General features: G+C 45.6%; 18 protein-coding genes and 1 tRNA gene. 3 read left to right on the top strand and 16 right to left on the bottom strand.

The features are described 5' to 3' along the window. Window positions 1–8: 8 nt before the first annotated feature. On the bottom strand, window positions 9–200 hold the full coding sequence (locus H6F98_RS19345; protein ID WP_192220330.1) for a hypothetical protein: 192 nt from the start codon (window positions 198–200) through the stop codon (window positions 9–11). A 330-nt stretch (window positions 201–530) separates the two neighbouring features. Between H6F98_RS19345 and H6F98_RS19340 the strand changes: the two genes are divergently transcribed. Next, window positions 531–1,619, top strand: a complete 1,089-nt coding sequence (locus H6F98_RS19340) for a hypothetical protein (RefSeq protein WP_192220329.1) — start codon at window positions 531–533, stop codon at window positions 1,617–1,619. Window positions 1,620–1,764: 145 nt separating this feature from the next. Here the strand turns inward: H6F98_RS19340 and H6F98_RS19335 are convergent, their stop codons facing one another. The 9 genes from H6F98_RS19335 to H6F98_RS19300 form a co-directional block, all read right to left on the bottom strand. After that, window positions 1,765–5,370 carry a PAS domain S-box protein gene (locus tag H6F98_RS19335; RefSeq protein ID WP_192220328.1) on the bottom strand — a complete coding sequence of 1,202 codons (3,606 nt, stop codon included), beginning with the start codon at window positions 5,368–5,370 and terminating at the stop codon, window positions 1,765–1,767. A 132-nt stretch (window positions 5,371–5,502) separates the two neighbouring features. After that, on the bottom strand, window positions 5,503–6,924 hold the full coding sequence (locus H6F98_RS19330; protein ID WP_192220327.1) for a GUN4 domain-containing protein: 1,422 nt from the start codon (window positions 6,922–6,924) through the stop codon (window positions 5,503–5,505). 228 nt (window positions 6,925–7,152) lie between these two features. Then, window positions 7,153–7,377: an indolepyruvate ferredoxin oxidoreductase subunit alpha gene (locus H6F98_RS19325; protein WP_192220326.1), complete on the bottom strand. Its 225-nt coding sequence runs from the start codon at window positions 7,375–7,377 to the stop codon at window positions 7,153–7,155. Window positions 7,378–7,673: 296 nt separating this feature from the next. Then, window positions 7,674–8,909 (bottom strand): ATP phosphoribosyltransferase regulatory subunit, encoded by a 1,236-nt coding sequence (locus H6F98_RS19320; RefSeq protein WP_192220325.1) that lies wholly within the window; start codon window positions 8,907–8,909, stop codon window positions 7,674–7,676. Next, a complete protein-coding gene (locus H6F98_RS19315) occupies window positions 8,909–9,871 on the bottom strand; it encodes a J domain-containing protein (RefSeq protein ID WP_192220324.1) in 963 nt (320 codons plus the stop codon). Before H6F98_RS19315 ends, H6F98_RS19320 begins: the two co-directional genes overlap by 1 nt. 201 nt (window positions 9,872–10,072) lie before the next feature. Next, entirely contained in the window at window positions 10,073–10,897 is an 825-nt protein-coding gene (locus H6F98_RS19310; RefSeq protein WP_192220323.1) for an inositol monophosphatase family protein, read from the bottom strand. Window positions 10,898–10,899: 2 nt separating this feature from the next. Then, a complete protein-coding gene (locus tag H6F98_RS19305) occupies window positions 10,900–11,532 on the bottom strand; it encodes a thermonuclease family protein (protein WP_192220322.1) in 633 nt (210 codons plus the stop codon). A 29-nt stretch (window positions 11,533–11,561) separates the two neighbouring features. Then, a complete protein-coding gene (locus H6F98_RS34160) occupies window positions 11,562–11,690 on the bottom strand; it encodes a hypothetical protein (RefSeq protein ID WP_277927598.1) in 129 nt (42 codons plus the stop codon). A 2-nt stretch (window positions 11,691–11,692) separates the two neighbouring features. Further along, window positions 11,693–12,061 (bottom strand): 2Fe-2S iron-sulfur cluster-binding protein, encoded by a 369-nt coding sequence (locus H6F98_RS19300; protein ID WP_192220321.1) that lies wholly within the window; start codon window positions 12,059–12,061, stop codon window positions 11,693–11,695. Window positions 12,062–12,133: 72 nt separating this feature from the next. On the opposite strand from H6F98_RS19300, the gene H6F98_RS19295 reads away from it, so the two are divergent. Together H6F98_RS19295 and H6F98_RS19290 are read left to right on the top strand one after the other, a co-directional pair. Next, window positions 12,134–12,220 (top strand) — tRNA-Ser (locus H6F98_RS19295). A gap of 537 nt (window positions 12,221–12,757) precedes the next feature. Beyond that, a complete protein-coding gene (locus H6F98_RS19290; protein WP_242058609.1) occupies window positions 12,758–14,707 on the top strand; it encodes an ATP-binding protein in 1,950 nt (649 codons plus the stop codon). A gap of 333 nt (window positions 14,708–15,040) precedes the next feature. On the opposite strand, the gene H6F98_RS19285 is transcribed toward H6F98_RS19290, so the two are convergent. The 6 genes from H6F98_RS19285 to H6F98_RS19260 form a co-directional block, all read right to left on the bottom strand. Next, on the bottom strand, window positions 15,041–15,160 hold the full coding sequence (locus H6F98_RS19285; RefSeq protein WP_192220320.1) for a photosystem II reaction center protein J: 120 nt from the start codon (window positions 15,158–15,160) through the stop codon (window positions 15,041–15,043). 47 nt (window positions 15,161–15,207) lie between these two features. After that, the gene (locus tag H6F98_RS19280; RefSeq protein WP_192220319.1) at window positions 15,208–15,330 is read right to left on the bottom strand and encodes a photosystem II reaction center protein L; all 123 of its coding nucleotides are present in this window, start codon (window positions 15,328–15,330) and stop codon (window positions 15,208–15,210) included. An 11-nt stretch (window positions 15,331–15,341) separates the two neighbouring features. Further along, window positions 15,342–15,476 (bottom strand): cytochrome b559 subunit beta, encoded by a 135-nt coding sequence (gene psbF / locus H6F98_RS19275; RefSeq protein WP_192220318.1) that lies wholly within the window; start codon window positions 15,474–15,476, stop codon window positions 15,342–15,344. Window positions 15,477–15,501: 25 nt separating this feature from the next. Further along, the gene (gene psbE / locus H6F98_RS19270) at window positions 15,502–15,747 is read right to left on the bottom strand and encodes a cytochrome b559 subunit alpha (protein WP_192220317.1); all 246 of its coding nucleotides are present in this window, start codon (window positions 15,745–15,747) and stop codon (window positions 15,502–15,504) included. 87 nt (window positions 15,748–15,834) lie between these two features. Then, window positions 15,835–16,839: a photosynthesis system II assembly factor Ycf48 gene (locus H6F98_RS19265; protein ID WP_192220316.1), complete on the bottom strand. Its 1,005-nt coding sequence runs from the start codon at window positions 16,837–16,839 to the stop codon at window positions 15,835–15,837. Window positions 16,840–17,044: 205 nt separating this feature from the next. Beyond that, window positions 17,045–17,392, bottom strand: coding sequence for a rubredoxin (locus H6F98_RS19260; protein ID WP_192220315.1), 348 nt, complete (start codon window positions 17,390–17,392; stop codon window positions 17,045–17,047). Between the last annotated feature and the right edge of the window lie 146 nt (window positions 17,393–17,538).

The following is a 17,538-nucleotide window of genomic DNA, read 5'->3' as shown; positions in this document are numbered from 1 at the left end:
GTTAGATTTCAGCTTCCTCTCTCAATCCACTCACGTCCGGCTCTCTCCGCAGCTTGAGCCGAATAATAAAGTTTGTGTTCTCCAAAAACTGCACCACCAGGACTAATGACTCGAAATTGCCATTCCTGAGTATCGCAGAAATACACCATCAAGATTAACTTGTCGATGCTTACGAGGAGGTAGATTGTTGTATGGGCCATGCTTGAGGCACTCCCTTACTTCTTGCTCTTTCGTCGGGGTGAGCCGCTCGAACATCCCGAACAAATGCGATTAGTTTAGCTTCATTTGGGCATTAGGATTAGCCTCAACTTGATCTTGTCCCATAAAGCTTTCTAGATGCTGCCAGAGCGATGTAAGCGGATTTGCTTATGGTAACTGTCTGTTATCCCCCTTAAGATCTAGAGATAGAGCTTTACAATTCTAAAAATAAAGCTCATGCATTTCCACAAAGGGAACCGTAGCAATCACGGTTGAAGCCATCTGCTCAAGGGTGTTCTGTTCAATGTCCTGATACATCTTGAGAGAAAATTGTGCTAAAAAGTACAAAACTGGTCAATACGACTTCTGTTGAGAGCTTGAGCCAGATTTGGGCTGAGCGCTATGTTCCAGACTTATCAACGCTTTCTATAAGAAGCAACCAATGTGCCGTTTCTGAGCTAGTTGAGGCGGCATCACCACAGGGGCGAGTGCAAACTATTGCTAAACTTTCTCGGAGCGTGGAGATTAATTGCAAGTGTGCTGGGATACAGACGAGTGTCCTGTTCTCTTACATTCCGAATATTGTCAACCTGACCGAATCTCAGGGAATCGCTAAAGCAGCGGGGCAGGTTTATGAGAAGGTACTGGAAGTTTACCAGACGCAGTCGCCTCCCCCGGCATTACGGGTCGCTAAGTCAGAGGCTGAGACGATTGATTTCTCTAGTAATGTTGAGGCATCATCGGCAAAGCTAGGGCTATCTGTGTCAGAGGTTAAACAACTAGCCACCGTACTTGAACCTGTATTACTCGAATTTCAGGAGCAGCATCTGTCATCACCTGATAGACGCGCTGTTGGCTTTCTGAGTACACAGTTTCACTTGAGTTCTAAGTTAGTGCTAAATCGGCTGACACTTGCTGAGCAAGTCTTAGTCAGTCCCTACTTCAAATTCGTTGAAGAGCAGGTTTGTATCCCTTGGCAGCGAGTCTGTGCAGCGGCGGCAAAGCATGAGCTTGACTCACCGCGTCTAGCCCTTGTTCAGCAACTATTACCAAAGAGTGAAGACATTGCTGAGGCAGTTTACCAACAATCTGTCAAATTGTACTCCAATCATCGTAGCCGTCGCGGCGGGCTGAGTAATCGAGAAGTAAAGCTCTCTACTGTGAGAGACTTGCAAATGTTTCAAGGCTATTTATCGCTATGTGTTCTAGAAGAGAGCATGGCATCTGTGCAGGATGAACTGCTTCCCTTGTGCATTATGGTCTTTCCAGCCGTAGATGTGAGTTGGGAACTCGTTGAACAAATGACACAGTTACTCATGGATGAAGTCTTGGCGCGGGTGTCAAACGAGTACAAGTCCCTCCTAGTACCCTACACAACGGCAATGCAGCAGCTCTTCTCTAACCTTGAGACGAAGGTCTAAACTTATGTCTCTCCCTTCAAGAGTTCAGGACTTACGCACTGAGTAGAAGATTACGTTCTTCTGAGCGATCGCGTGAAGTGAAGCTATAGTGAGAAACGATTGTCAGAATCTCAAACCCTTGAACTGGCGTTATGGTGCGTAAGTCCTAAGTTATTAAATGCTCTAGCTCCCTAAAGCGAAGCTTAAATTCTGTACCTTGGCTTTGGCTCACTTCAATCTGCCCCTCAAGTTGTTGAATCAAGACACGCACTAACTGCAATCCCAAAGATTTTGCACGGGAGAAGTCTGGGAGTTCGGGTAATTTTACTCCATTATTTCCAATAACCAGTTCAAAGTCATCACCTCCGTCACAGGAGACAGAAGTACCCACAGAGCATAGACCAATCCAAATCGTTCCGCCCGTATTTCCTGGAAAACCATGTTTTAGAGCATTAGAAACCAGTTCATTAAGGATTAAACCACAGGGAATCGCCGTATCAAGGTTGAGCAATATGGGTTCAAGATTGAGCTGCAAGCTAATTCTATCTGGGTCAACAGCATAGTTTTGAATCAGATGCATCGCCAAGCTCTCAATATAGTCAGCAAAGTTCACCCTAGATAGGCTTTTTGATTGATACAGTTTCTCGTGGATAAGTGCCATTGACCTGACACGGCTTTGGCTGTTTTGGAACATCTCTAGAACCTGTGGCTCTTGAATACGCTGTGATTGCAAATCGAGCAAGCTAGAGACAACTTGCAAATTGTTTTTGACACGATGATGCACTTCTTTGAGCAGTACTTCTTTTTCCCGCAAAGATGCTTCGAGTTGCTCCTCTACAAGCTTGCGATCGCTAATATCCGTTTCAACACTAGTGACAACCCAGCTATCGGTTGTCTCATCTCGTTGAGGGAACATCGTCATCGAAAACCAGCGCAAGGAACCGTCTTTATGTCTGAGTCGGTATTCTAGTTGGGCTGTGCGCTCTACAAAGATGTTTTCATAACTTGGCACAATAACGTTCTCTAAATCCTCTGGTAACACTCGTGAAATCCAGAGATTTCTATCAGCCATGAGTTCTTGTGGCGTATATCCATAAAGTATCTCTGCTCCCGATGAGATAAATTCAAATTCCCAATCAAGATTGGCAAATACCTGGAACCGAATGATGACGGCAATTGCACTGTCTAAAATCGCATTGAGTTTAGCTTCCGATTCTAAAAGCGCATTCTCTGCAAGTTTACGATCAGTAATATCATCGGAAATTCCCGCAACTCGATACAACTTGCCATAAGAGTCATAAATGGGGAACGAGCGATCGCAAATCCAACGAATTTCTCCATCCGGTCGGATAATTCGATATATGCCTTCAGCGGTTTCTCCTCGAACCTGGCATTCCAGCAAATTTATTGCTTCCTCGTAGTCATCGGGATGAATACTATCTATCCAGTCTTGATGACTCTCATACAACCGTTGGGATGAGCGTCCCCAGATTTTCTCATAGGCAGGACTGATATATTGTGTTCTTTGCTCATCTACAGAAAACATCCAGAATACTGAATCAATGTTTTCGGCTAGCTGCCGGAAGCGTTCTTCACTCTCGCGCAAGACTTCTTCGGAATGCTTCCGCATCAAGGCATTGGCAAAGATATTTGCTAATGCCCTCAATAGTGCAGCATCTTCATCAGACCAAGTTTTGCTTGTCCGAATCGAGTTAAATGCCAAGCTGCCAATTAAGCAACCTTCGTAAGCAATTGGTACGGCAATATAAGACTTCACCTCAAACGATTCGGATAGCGATTTTCTTGGTTCTGGTAAGTCCGCTACACGGGGAGTATGGATGGTCTTAAACTGACGCAACTGCTCTACTGTATCGGGGATCGTTTCTAATGCTAGCCCTTGTTGAGGGTAGACAAGCGGGGGAATTCCATCAGCAAACCATTGATGAGTATTAAAAAATCGCTCGTTAGAGATTAGAAAGATACAAGCACGGTCAACCTGAGCAAACTCTCCAATCTCCTGCAAAGCCTGGTTAATAGCCTGATCGACTTCTGTTGCTTTTAGGTTAATAAATTGAGTAGAAATGTTGGTTAAGAGTGCTTCAAAATCGAGTCGATATTTCAGCGCTGCTTCTGCTCGCTTACGATCTGTTACGTCATAAAGCTGAGCTAACATACACAATTCACCACTTAAGTCAATCAACACAGCCGAAGTAATGCCATCGCGAATTTCACCGGACTTGTTGCGAAATTGTATTTCTAACTCGTGGATAGGCTCGTGTTGAAGCTGCTGGATGTAGTGTCGCATGACTTGAGAACGCTCTCGAACCCATAGACCCAACCCGACACTCGTTTTGCCAATCACTTCCTCTCGATTGAAGCCCAAGAGCGTGAGAAAACTGTCGTTGACATCAATATACCGACCGTCTGCAATCGTTGTAATCGTGGTTGCAGCCGGATTAGAGCGAAAGGCTTTGGAGAAGCGTTCTTCACTTTGGTGGAGTTCCTCTTCGATTCGTTTGCGATCGCTGATATCGGTTGAAATACCGCACACTCCGTAGGGATTCCCATCAGCATCAAATACAGGAAACTTTATTGTGAGATAGGTGTGAATACCATCTGCCTCTTGTAAGTTTCTCTCGATAGTAATCGCTTGTCCAGCTTCCAACGCAGCATGGTCATTGGATTGAAACTGATTAGCAATCTGTAGCCCAAAGAGTTCCCTATCAGTTTTGCCAATTACCTGCTTCCAACATAAGCCTGTTAGAGATTCGCAATGACGGTTATATATCAGGTATCGTCCCTGCAAGTCTTTCAGGTAAATCCTCATCGGAGCAGCATCGATAATTTCTTGCAGCAGTCGTTGGCTCTGTTGCAGTTCAGTTTCAACCCGCTTGCGATCAGTAACGTCGCACACTTGGTTCAAAAGACAGAGTTCGCCACCTAAATTAACCACTTCAAAAGAGGCGATCCCATCTCTGATTTCACCCGATTTAGTGCGATAGCGAAACTCAAAATCGCGAATCCCTTGCTGTTGTTGCAGCAGTTGACGAACCCGATCGCGAGGCTCCCAAGGGGAAGCCGCTTCGCGATCGCTCTCATCAGCATATAGGTTTAACTCGCTGAGATTACGACCAATTACTTCTTCTCGACTATAGCCAACCAAATTGAGGAAACTATCATTGATGTCAAGAATTCGTCCCTCGGACAACGTGCTGATTGCACTGGATATTGGATTGGCTCGAAAAGCTTTGGAGAAGCGCTCTTCACTTTGCCGTAGCGCTGCTTCTACCTCTTTAAGACTAGTGATATCACGATAGGTGATGACTCTACCAATGATGTCTTCACCTAAAACTTGAGGTTTTGAATAACGCTCGAAAACCCTGCCATCCTTAAACTCTAGAAAGCTGTGACTTTCTAAATCAAGTTGAGCATACTCGGCTTTCACCTGGCTTAGAAACGCTTCTGAATCCCTTAACTGCTCTTGCAGAAAGGGCAATAGTTGCCAATCAGCTTGCCAAGTAATGATGGACTCAGGAACCTGCCATAGTTCTACAAGGTTACGATTGAAGTGAGTGACAGAACCTTGTGCATTAATTGCAAGAATTCCATCAGCGGTAGCCTCTAAGGTGGTTCGCAGCAATGAGAGTGCTTTTTCGGTGGTTATCTCGGCTTGCTTGCGTAACGTCTCTTCTACTTGTTGAAGTTCCAACTCTAGCTCAGCGTTCCTCGCTTGCAGGGCAGCAATTCGTTCAGTATCAGACAGAGGTTCCATAGGTGATTGCAACTTAGCCTTTGAATCTTAAATTTTGAATTGCTTAAGCCGTGCTTGCATCATCGCTTTGGCTATGTTCCCATTGCTTGACTTCAACGCCTTGCCTGAGTGCAACAAACGCGATCGCTTTTCTTAAAGTTGACAAGCTTCCACAAGCGACAAGAGCCGATCAACCTCGACAGCACCTTCCACTCCTATCAACTCGATAGCGCCAGTACCCCAGCCAATACTAAGTCCTAAGGGAAGATGCCCAGGAGGGTCATTTAAAGAGAAATTAAGTTGGGAATATAACTTCCAGTTATCATTCACTCGCCAACCAACCTTGTCGCCGAACTTTTCATAGACATTGGAATCATAAACCCCAGGCTTGCCACCTTGATCCATCCAGATGCGCTTTTGCACACTGAAGCCAAAGCGATCGCGGCTAAAATATCTCCATAGCTCATTGATCGTCTGCAAATCCTTACAGGGAAACTTTTCAATATCTTCGTTATCCAGATAGCCTCGCTCCTGTTGTGCCATCACTTCCAGCATCTTTTGACGTGTTTCCTCATCGGCTTCTTTCCACTTCCCCACCGCCAGTAAATCTCGTAGTTTTGTGTAATCAATGCCTCGTTCTGATTCCAGAGGAACATCAAGCGCCTGGGGAGGAGAATGATCAATGGGAGCTGAATTGAGATCTTCTAATACTTCCAGAGCGGATTGATAGCGCTCTTTGACTAAATTTTTTAGGAGTTTGTCCAGAATTTCTCCTAATTGAGGGTCAACCTTTGCCCCCAATGGCAAATGTTCTCGCCAAGCCAAGCAACCTTCTAGAGGATTGAAGAGGTTAAAAGGCGGCATTCCAGTGAGTAAATGAGCAATAGTTGCCCCCAAAGCATACAAGTCACTAGCGCAGTAGGCTTTACCAGACTGGAGTTGCTCAGTGGGGGCATATCCCAATGTGCCTATTAGCGTTCCTTGAGCAACCAAGCATGTTCCCGTTGCCAGTTTAGCCACACCAAAATCAATCAAGATTAATTTGCCGTCACTATGACGACGCATAATATTCGCTGGTTTGATATCTCGGTGAATAACGCCCTTGTCATGAATAAATTGCAGAACTGACAGTAAATCCGCTAGAATTCCCCGAATTTGTTCTCCTTGATAGGGTGAACTTCCCGCTTCACCTCTATCTTCTAATTCATCCAGTAAAGTCTGCCCATCAATGAACTCTTGCACCAAATACAAGCGACTATCTTGTTCAAAATGGGCGTAGAGTTCAGGAATTTGGTCATGTTTGCCCAATTCATACAGTCGCACGGCTTCTTGATTAAACAACTCTGTTGCTTTCTGGTCTTGCTCTGGTGGAAGCAGAAAGAGTTTAATAACACAAGGATGGTTGAGACGGTGTTGATCTACGGCTTCAAAGGTTCTACTATATCCGCCTCGACCCAGTGGCTTTAGGGCACGGTAGCGGTCTTTCAGTAATAATTTTGTGCCACAGGCTAGGCAAAACTTTGCGTCATCTGGATTTAGTGGCTTAGAGCAATCAGGATTGAGGCAGTGGCTCATACTACAGGAAGAGGCAGGCGTTGTCTTTATTTTGCACTCTCCTGCTGGCTAATGTTGCTGAGATTGATACTCTGCCCACTTCTAGCGATCGCATTTTGTATCCAATACATTAGACTTCTACATGAAGTCAGGAGAAAGGTGAAAGGGCAAGGGGCTTACGTGAAGAAAGATTCCTTTATCCTTTTCCCTTTTTCCTCCTTCTAGTTTGATGCGTTGATCGTGACTTTACTATGGAGTCTGCTGCAAATCAGGTCGTTCTTCCGGGACAATTGCTCCTTCTACTGGGCAGACTTGCAGGCAAATCCCACAGTCGATACAAGTGGCAAAGTCAATCCAGTACCAGTCAGTACCCTTTGTATTTTTACCGGGGCCTTCGTGGATACAAGCCACGGGGCAAGCATCGACGCAATCGGCGACACCTTCACAAGTATTCGTAACAATCGTATGTGGCACAGTCTTCTCTCTTTTAAGGATTTGGCAACACTAGCTGAATCACTCGGTGCAGCATGGCCCAAATAACTATGCAGTTGAAAAAGGTTAAAAAGCTTACCTTAAAAGTTTTCTTTCCTTCTGCCTTCTGCCTCTTGCCTTCTGCCCTCTTGCACTCAGCTATCTCTAGACTACCAACATCAAAGACTTCCTCCAGTTCCTGTGCCTAGACCAACTCGGTACAAATAACCCACCAATAAAAACTCTTCCCCTGCCTCCCGTGATGAACGCAACGGGTAAGAAACGTTTGCCACAAAAGCCTAGGCGAGAGTTTCGATTACTGGTGTGCCATCAGCTTTAACCCAGGCAATGTAAGTAATGCGGTGATGTCGGGCATACTCGCGGATATCGCTGGGTGAACGTCCTCCCAAATCCATTTCTACCCGTACCAAATGCTTTGAATCTCTAAGTTTTTGGGCATAAGCAAAAGCCACTGCTTCTGCTTGAGGTATCTCTGGGACGACTAACCAGTCACTTGTTGGGATCTGACGGGGTAGTTGAGGGGTTGAGAGCAAAACGTAGTGCAAGTCTTCAATATTTAGACAAAAACCAATACCTGGGTAAGTTTGTCCCTGAGGATGATACAACCCCAGCAGTTGGTCATAACGACCACCACTGCCTAATAGGCGTTGATTTGCCTCGGTATCACTGACAACTTGAAAGACGATCCCCGTGTAATAGTCCAACGTTTGAACTAAGCTGAGGTCAAGAATTGGCTCAAGTGGTGAGGGAGAGCTTTCTTGCAACAGTTCCAGCAAAGATTTGAGGTTATTGACAATTTCCTGCTCTGATGCATCTAAATCCAGACTGGCAACCTTTTGTAAGACATCAGCAGGTTGTCCCCGAAGGTCAAACAGGAACAAGGCGCGATCGCGTAATTCTGGGGATAAGGGCAAAGTCTCTAAAGCAACGCGGTCGAGATCAGCGATCGCTTTACGCACTTTGTCTCGCACTGGTGGTGGGAAGGGAGAAAGAAGCGATCGCGTCAATCCCGCTTCCCCTAAAACCAAGTGCCACTGCTGCAAACCTAGCTGATTCAAGCAATCCGCTAACAATAGGAGAATTTCTGCATCTGCCAATACACCTCCAGCCCCTAGCAGTTCCACACCTGATTGGTAGAACTCCAACTGACGCCCGTGGTGACCAACAGGAGGGCGGCGAAAGACATTGGCATTGTAATAGAGGCGTTGCGGTAAGGCTAACGTTGCTTCACTTGTACTGCCTGCAATTCGGGTTGCAAATGCTCGTGCGATCGAAGCTGTGAGTTCCGGACGCAATCCCAGTGTTCCTTCCTCAGCATCCTGCAACTGGATAACCGTTGAGCGTGCGATCGCACCCCCTGCCATCAGTGTATCCAACCACTCTAGAGTAGATGTGATAATCCGGTGATAGCCCCAACGGTGAAATACTTGCTGCAAGTGATCGGCAATCCAGCGTTTTTGGGTAACTTCGAGGGGCAGCAAATCTCTTGCACCCGCTGGTGGTTGATGAACCATTAATTCTTCTTGAACGGATTACGAAATAAACTCTTGCTTGTTGAGGGATTTTCAGGCGGCTTGCTCTGAGGTTGTTTTGAGGAGCTTGCTGACTTTGTAGAAGCATTTTTCTCCATCAACTTGTCAAGATACTGTTTTGCCTTAATTGCCCTCTCCTCCTTAGGATTCAATTGCAAGGCTTTATTCAGGTGAACTTTAGCCATTGCCATCTGATTTTGCTTCAAATAAGCAATTCCCAGTAAGCTATGACCGTTGCTGTTGGTTTGATCTAACTTAAGCGCTTCACGCAACTCCAACACAGCAGAGGCAAAGTTATTTTTCACCATATACCCTTCTGCACGACGGATATACTCAGGAACTCTCGATGCCGTAGAGTCGAGCTGAGGCTCTGGCTTGGGTGGGGGGCTAGGAGGCTTTGACCTAACTGGCTCAGGATTAGTTGTTGTTCCGGCTTTCCCTTCTTGTTTGATGCTTTCGCCCTTGCTCCCTTTAAGCATTAGGTAAACTAAATTGAGTTCGCTGATTTCAGCAATTTTATCTGACACTTGGTCAAGGGATTCATATTGCTTGGAAGCAATGTTTTGTACCGCGCTTTTGTAAGCAAAGTCTAAACTTGCACCAGCGCGACCTAATTGTTTTGCCGCCTCGCTAGCTACTGGAATTTTCCCTTTTTCTTTTTCTACAGCCAACCGTCTACCCATGTGTCCCAGGCTTACAATGTAGTCACGACTGGTTTGAGACAGTTGTTCATAAGCTGGATTAACAAGTTTCGATAGCAGCTGATTTGCTAGTTTTTTCTCCGCTTCGGTTCCGGCTTTGCAGCTATCAGGATGCAGTCTGCGGGCAATCTTAAGATATCGTTTCCGAACTTCCTTTTCATCCGCGTTGACTGGAATCCCTAGAACTGCGTGGTGGTCTGTGAAATCTAACTTAAATAGTCCGCGATCAATTGTAAAAGACATAGTGCGCCGTCCAAACTCTGTGCCGCAAGGGATTGTTTCTAGTATGTCTTAGATTTCGGTGGAATCGACAAAGCCTTGACCTTAGCTTGATCTACATTAAGAGTTTACTAGGAAGTTGGCTTTCGCCTGAACAATGGTTTAGTGACTTTTAACAAGAGGGTTTGTTGAATCGATAGCCATTTGGGATGCTAACTCTTAGAATTACTGCCAAGAGGATAGTGGAGGAACTTGTAAAAGTTCAGTACTTAGTTGGTCGTGAATCTGACCATTCGTTGCTAAGATTCGACCCGAATCAATTAACAATGGACTACCGTCGTAAGCGGTTACTTTTCCCCCAGCTTCCTCGACTAGAATAATTCCAGCCACGACATCCCAAGGAGAAAGCCCTCGCTCCCAATAGCCATCTAGTCGTCCACAAGCAACATCAGACAAATCCAGCGAGGCGGAACCACTACGGCGAACGCCCTGAGTTAGGTGAGTGAGGTGGCAAAACTCGGCATAGTTATTGTCAGAAGTCTCACGTCGGTCGTAAGCAAAGCCACTAACAAGCAAGCTCTTACTGAGTTCAGGAGTCTGAGATACTTGGATTGGACGTCGATTGCGAGTTGCGCCTAAGCCTTTGGCAGCACGAAATAATTCGTCACGGAAGGGATTGTAAATTGCTCCTACCTGCGGCTTTCCAGAAATCAGTAATCCGATGGAGGTAGCAGCAATCGGGTACTGGTGGGCATAATTGGTCGTGCCATCCAAAGGATCTATCGCCCAGAGGTAATCGCTCTCCTTATCTCCTTGTTGACCCGATTCTTCTGCCAGGATGGAATGTTCGGGGAAATGACGCTTTAGTACCTTGAGGATTGCCGCTTCCGCCTCTTTATCAGCAACGGTGACTAAGTCCCCAGGACGCCCTTTTTCTTCTACAGCTTCCAAGTGACCCCAATAGGATTGCAAGATAGCACCAGCGGCTAGGGCGGCTTCGGTGGCAATGTCTAGGAAGATGTGTAATTGTTCAGACGTAGGTTCGCTCATCGTTAAGGCGTTGGGTTGAGGGGCAAACGACGAAATTCTGCTGGGGTCAAGCGCATCGGTTTAAGTGGGTTCCAAATGCCATATCCCATGATTCTGGCGTATTCCTGCGCTCTGGCAATGCGCTCATCATACTTGTCATTTGGCGCTCGTGGTGCAGAAAGAACATACCCATCTTTTACTAATTGCTCATTAAGCAATTTGCCATCGTACCAAACATAGGCGAGCCACCGACCAAAACTATCTTTTTCCTGTTTGTCAGGTTCTAGGAAAACTGGCTGTAAGACGAGTTGTTGACTCGTTGCTACGCTAATCATCTTCTCCAAGCGGTTTTGTGCCATCAAACCCCAAGGCTGCTGCTTTAAGTCAGGTGCTTCAATACCAATCAACCGTACTCGCTCAATTCCTGGCGGTTGTTGGTTAGTGTTCAACACCTCTATTGTTTGTCCACTAACCACCCGCTGCACCTGAACAGTAATTCCATTCTTGGCTGGTTTAGATTGGCAACCCACTAGTAATAGCAGACAGCTAAAAAAAATACAGCATTGCCGAAGACGACTAAGTGCAGCACGGCGGAAATAACTATCCAGTTGACAAAGGCTAAAAGGCTTACTGTACAAGCAATATTGCTTTTGCATAAGAGCCTCCTGCCTTCTGCCTTGTTGCACTAAGCCGCTTCCTGAAATTCGGAATAGGGAACTGAAGCTTGAGCAACCTGGAAGTAAAGTAGCTGGAAATTTTCCCCAAATCCCAGTCTCCAGCCCCAGTCTCCAATTCCCAATCCCCAATTCCCCATCCCTAATCCTCATCCAGTGGCAGTCCAAATCGCACTTTTCCCCTTGCAAAGTAACGACCAAACTGAAGTTCGTAGACTTCATCTTCATCCTGTGTCTCAACTTCCAAGTCTGAGCAGGGATAGCTGACACACAACAGAGCATAGCCCTTATCGCGCAACTTTTGAGAAAGCCCCATAGCTTCTGGCTGGTAGACTTCCCCACGACGAACTCGAACAGCACAAGTAGTACACGCCCCATTACGGCAAGCAAACGGTAGTTTCCCGCCTTGGTTTTCCACCGCTTGCAGGATGTAGCGGTCAGATGGTACTTGTAGAGTTTGCTGAGTGCCGTTTTGGCGATCGCAAATTTGAATCGTATAGTTTTTTTTCATTACTTCAGTGTATAATCTTAGATCGTGTGCTGAGTTTATAAAACTCATAGTCACACATTTCTAATCTCCCCTGGAGAGATGGCCGAGTGGTTGAAGGCGCAGCACTGGAAATGCTGTTTAGCGGTAACGTTAACGAGGGTTCGAATCCCTCTCTCTCCGTACCAAACCAAATAATACACAAAGCTTTGAGTCTATTACAAATGGAGAGCTTCGATCGGACAGGTGTAACTTTTTGACTATCTGGTAGCTAACTGTAGTCTCTACCCTGCCAAGCGGGTCGCAACCGACGACTAGTTCAAATCAATAAAGTACAAATTTCTTGTAGGAACGCACGGCTGTTCGCCCTTGGCGATATTGCTTTGAATAGCGATCGATGTCGTTAAAAAACAGAAGGAAGCACGAAGCGATCGTTTAGAGCCAAGCTCAATCTATTGATAAAAAATTTTGTAAGTCAAGATATCATCAATTCTGAACTCACATTTCTCTCCCCGAAGATAGATTCAACTGCCTAAAGGAATATACATACTAATTTGAGTTAAAAATTGCTGGGCTTTACGACTTACCTCTTTCAAGGTGGCAAGTTTTAAGTGTTAGGGTGAGCGGCGAGTCTTGGAGTTAGAATTTCCCTGAAGTCCTAATATGACCAAGTCTTGATCTAGATTTTCCCCTAAAACCTACCACCTACGCGCCTTAACCTTGACAGGGCTAGCTTTACGACCCGGCACTGAAGTCAACGTTCAATGTGAGTTTTCAGTGTTAGGTTCTCCAGAAGTACAAGAAGCCAAGTCTAAGTCTATACACCTAGGTGTATCACCATCAACTCTTAATTCAATTTGGGGAAAATTAAACGTACAAAAGCTACAACCCAAAGTTTTAATTCTTAGTTTTGCTGCTTCTTTTGTTCCTGTTTTACTGCTAACAGGTTTGGCAGCGTGGGCTGTACCTAAGCATCTTTTTGCTCTAGAACGGACTCGTCTAGAAGATCAGGTTTTAGCCTTCAAAGGTTACATACACGCTAGCCAAAAAGGTCTGAAAACCTTGACGGTTAACTACACCTATTGGACAGAATTATTCGATGGCGTAAAACGTAGAGACATAGCTTGGCTCAAGAAAACCGCCGATGGATTGCTGATGCTTAGCGATCAAGTCAACGCGCTACAACTGATTACTCGTGACGGGGAAATCTTAGTTGAAAATAATCAACTATTGCGTCAGCCTGCGGTGAGCAAGCGGATTAACGCTTTGATCGCACAAGGAAAGCCTGTTGAAGAAATAATTAATACAGAAAATGGTCAAGTGCTGCTGCTGTGTGTCTCTCCCATCACTCGTGATGATGGTACAGGAGAGCCACCAGGAACCTTGATACTCGCTCAGAATCTTAATAGAGCTTGGTTAGATAACTTTTTGAACTATTCTCAACCAACTACCCGGCTAAAACTTTTTTCGCTTCACGGGAAATTGATTACCTCTAGCAGTAACGCTCTTTCCAGCCAGAACTTCCCTATAGGCACAACGGAAAAGCTACTTCCCTCTTCTCAGGCTTTGCGAACCGTGCAACAGCGCCGCTCAGTCTATGAAATCTTGCTTGACTCAGAGTTTAATCGTGTATACTCCACACTACCCGATGCGACTCAACAGAAGGTTGTAGTAGCGATTGGTGTTGAGTCCAGTGAACTCAAACAAGCTTCAACAATTTTGAAGCGCCAAATCTGGAGTACGCTTGTACTGGCAACCTTGCTATCAATTGCGATCGCTCGTTTATTAGCACGCACCTTGCATCTAGAAGTCACTCGTCAGTCGCTAGAAAAACAGACAAAAGAACTGCAACAAGCTAAAGAAGCCGCTGAAGCCGCTAGCAAGGCGAAAAGTCAGTTTCTGGCGAATATGAGCCATGAGCTACGCACACCCTTGAACGCCATTATTGGTTTGAGCCAACTTCTCGAAGAGGATGCCCAAGATCTAGGCGTAGATGAGCAGGATTTTGTCAATGACCTCCAGTCGATCAATAATGCGGGTAAGCATTTGCTGGCACTGATCAACGACATCCTCGACTTGTCGAAGATTGAAGCGGGAAAAATGGCTCTCTACCCGGAGACATTTGATATTCCAGCACTGATTAAGGATGTTATCACCACAGTAAAGCCGTTGATGGAGAACAATGGCAATGTTCTAGAGGTTTACTGTGATGAACGACTTGGCACGATGCACGCTGACTTAACTAAAGTGCGGCAGGTGCTGTTAAACCTGCTTTCCAATGCTGCTAAGTTTACTCATCAGGGTAAGGTAATGCTGAGGGTTACTCGTGAGCTATACGGATTGGGGAGTCAGGAGCAGGAACCAGACGGGGTTGGGACAGATACTCCATCTAAAAAGCCTTTATCTAAAACCCCAAATCCCCAATCCTTTGAATGGGTTTGCTTTTATGTCTGTGATACAGGCATTGGCATCTCGACGGAGCAACAACAGCAGTTGTTTCAAGCTTTTACACAAGGCGATGCCTCAACGACACGCAAGTATGGCGGCACTGGACTCGGATTGGTGATTAGCCGCCACTTCTGTCAGATGATGGGCGGTGAGATTGGTGTAAGAAGTCAGCTTGGGCAGGGTTCTACTTTCACAGTCTGCCTACCTGTTGGACGTTGTTGATTTTGTGCAGAAACTTGTGTGCTTGGCTGAAAAAGGCTTTTATGCAGAAGGCTCCGCTCCAAGGAATGGCAACGAAACTTCTGCTCACGGCTGAAAGGACTAACGGTATCAAGCCTCCTCACAATCCTTGATTTGGAGGCTTCCACTTGGTTGCCTTTGCCTTCTGCCTTCTGCCTCCTACCTTCTTCAACGCTAACTGCTATTGTCCCCAAACCCACATACTTATTAAAATACCGCCAGTTTGATCAAACCAGCGGTAGATGCTTTTTCAGTATTTAGGTTTCACGCCAAGCATTAAATCAATTGCTTGTTAACGTCGATTCTAGGTCAGCCTTACAGAGAGGAACCCAGTCCTGCGTAAGCGCCGTAGAAGAAAATACCAAGAATTGTGAGGACACCCATTCCTGCGACAGTTGCAACGATCCACAAGGGGATTTTTCCACTTCCAGACATAGCTTTATCTCCTACTTCAAAACAACAATGATTAGACTCAAACCCAGTTAATTAAAGAAATAACTGGAGAACAAAATACCAAGAACAAAAATCAGTAATAGACCTAAGTAAAGCGAAGTCCGATTGAGTTCAACTGGTTGGTTATTTGGATTGGGACCGCGATCTGGCATAATCGTTTCTCCTAGCGTTGAATAAACTGCATTGAAGCGATCGCACCTAAGAAGAAGACTGTAGGCACAGCTAAGGTGTGAACCGCCAACCATCTAACCGTAAAAATTGGATAGGAAACTGGCTGATTTGGTGTATTGCTCGTCATAGTTTTCAACCTGTTTTACAAAAACTTACTTGATAAATTGTTCGACTTGCTGTTTAGCATTATAGCGATCGCTCACGATTGGCAGTTCCTGCCGATCTTGGGTGAAATACTCATCAGGGCGCGGTGTGCCAAACGCATCATAGGCAAGACCTGTGCTGACAAATAACCAGCCTGCGATGAACAGTGCAGGAATTGTAATGCTGTGAATTACCCAGTAACGAACACTTGTAACAATGTCTCCAAATGGACGCTCTCCAGTGGTACCCGACATAGCTGTTTCTCCTTCCTTTTAACAGTTGAAAACTCACTCTCTATCATACGAAATCTGCTTGTATTGATTCAAGCAATTTCTTGTAGATCAAGCCGCTTGTTCTGACGGCTCATACTTTAGTAAAACACCCTTCTGACCAATGATGAATCCCTGTTCTGGGCTTACAAAGACAATCTTGTACAAGTTTGAGGGAACATTCTCAATCCCACGGTCTTTTTGCCAAGTTTTACCACCATCCAAGCTTACTAAGAGATTACCACTACCACCTGTTACCCAAATTTCTTCAGGTGTTCGATAGGCTAAATCCAGTAACCCCCAACTTGTTGAAAACTCTGGAGTTTGAGGTTCGTCCCAGGCTTCGGGGTCTTCAGGGCTGCTAAACTGCAACTGACCACCTCTGGAGAGTACCCAAAGCCGTCCATCTTTCCCATATCCTATACTCTGAAGGCGCTTAGAATTTTTGCGATTGTGCTGCTCCCAAGCACTCTGACCGGGTTCCCAGGTTGAGTAGAAGTTACCTCTAGCGGAAACGGCAACGTACTTACCATCGTCAGAACGTGACATATTCCGGACAACACCAACCGCTTCTTCCACCATCGCTTGCCAAGTCTGACCCGAATCTTTGGTCTGATAAATGGCACCAATGTCGGTACTCATTTCTGCCGATTTAGGGCCAAGAGCAACAATCTTATCCGGTATACCGGGTAACTTCTCACTTAAGGGAATGCGAGACCAAGAAGACCCAGCATCAGTAGTGTGCAGTAAGATAGAAGGCTCGCCTGTAATCCAGCCTTCTTCACCACTAAAGCTTACCGAGGTAAAGCGGTAATTCTGCTCACCAAGTGCCAATCCTTTCTCTTGCCAGGTCTTACCGCCATCTATTGTTTCTAAAATTGTGGAATTACTACCGACTGCCCATCCATGATTTGGGTCGCCTGTAAAACCAACGTCTTGTAGAGTAGCCTCCGTTGGCAAGGGAACAACCTGCCAAGGGTTATAGCTCAGAGATTCGGTATAACTACAGCTGATACAAAAAAAGGCGATCACCACTACTATTACAATTTGTTTCAGCGTTCTCACAAAATAGGTCATATCATCCAGAACTGGTAAAAGCGAATTGTCTATCCTTATAAAATGGCAGCGCTTTCTCAGATTTCCTGAAATTTGCGCCCAGAAAGGAGTTTGAGAGCCGGGATTTCGGCGAGTCTGAGCGGGGCATAAACCGTTTGCTAAAGAACACACCCTTAGCAAGACAAACCAATTTCTGGCTTGTTAAAACCCCCCACTACGTTCTCGCTCAGCGCAAGCCGTACAGACTCAGAAAGAATATAACGCCTAAGGCTAAAGCCCCGAAAATCAGGATATTTTTTTGCCCTGGGGTCAGACTGTTAACACCAAAGCCATAACTCAAGTTTTCCTGAAACCCAGAAGGGGCACCAATTGAACCGACATTCTCAAATTGAGAAGTCCGAACCCCGCAAACCGGACAACGCCAGTCGCTTGGCAACTCTTCAAAAGGCGTTCCAGCCGGAATATCCCTAGTACTATCTCCCTTACTTGGCTCGTAGACGTAGCCGCAAGCGCGACATTCGTATTGAGCTGGTGCTTGTTCAGCAAGGGTTTGCTCTTTGGCTTGCTCGCTCATTACTTACAAAAAACAATTAGGAAGCAAATCTTAAAATCTATGTTAAAAATTATCGCATACCTGAACCACTTTAATACTCTGGTAAGATACGCATCTCTATTACCACCTCCCAAGAGATAGAGGTAAAGGCTACTGAGTACAACTTG

This window comes from Microcoleus sp. FACHB-SPT15 (genome assembly GCF_014849525.1).
Taxonomy (GTDB): domain Bacteria; phylum Cyanobacteriota; class Cyanobacteriia; order Cyanobacteriales; family Coleofasciculaceae; genus Symplocastrum; species Symplocastrum torsivum.
Note: the sequence above shows the minus strand (reverse complement) of the source record. Positions and strands in the feature narration are given on the sequence as shown.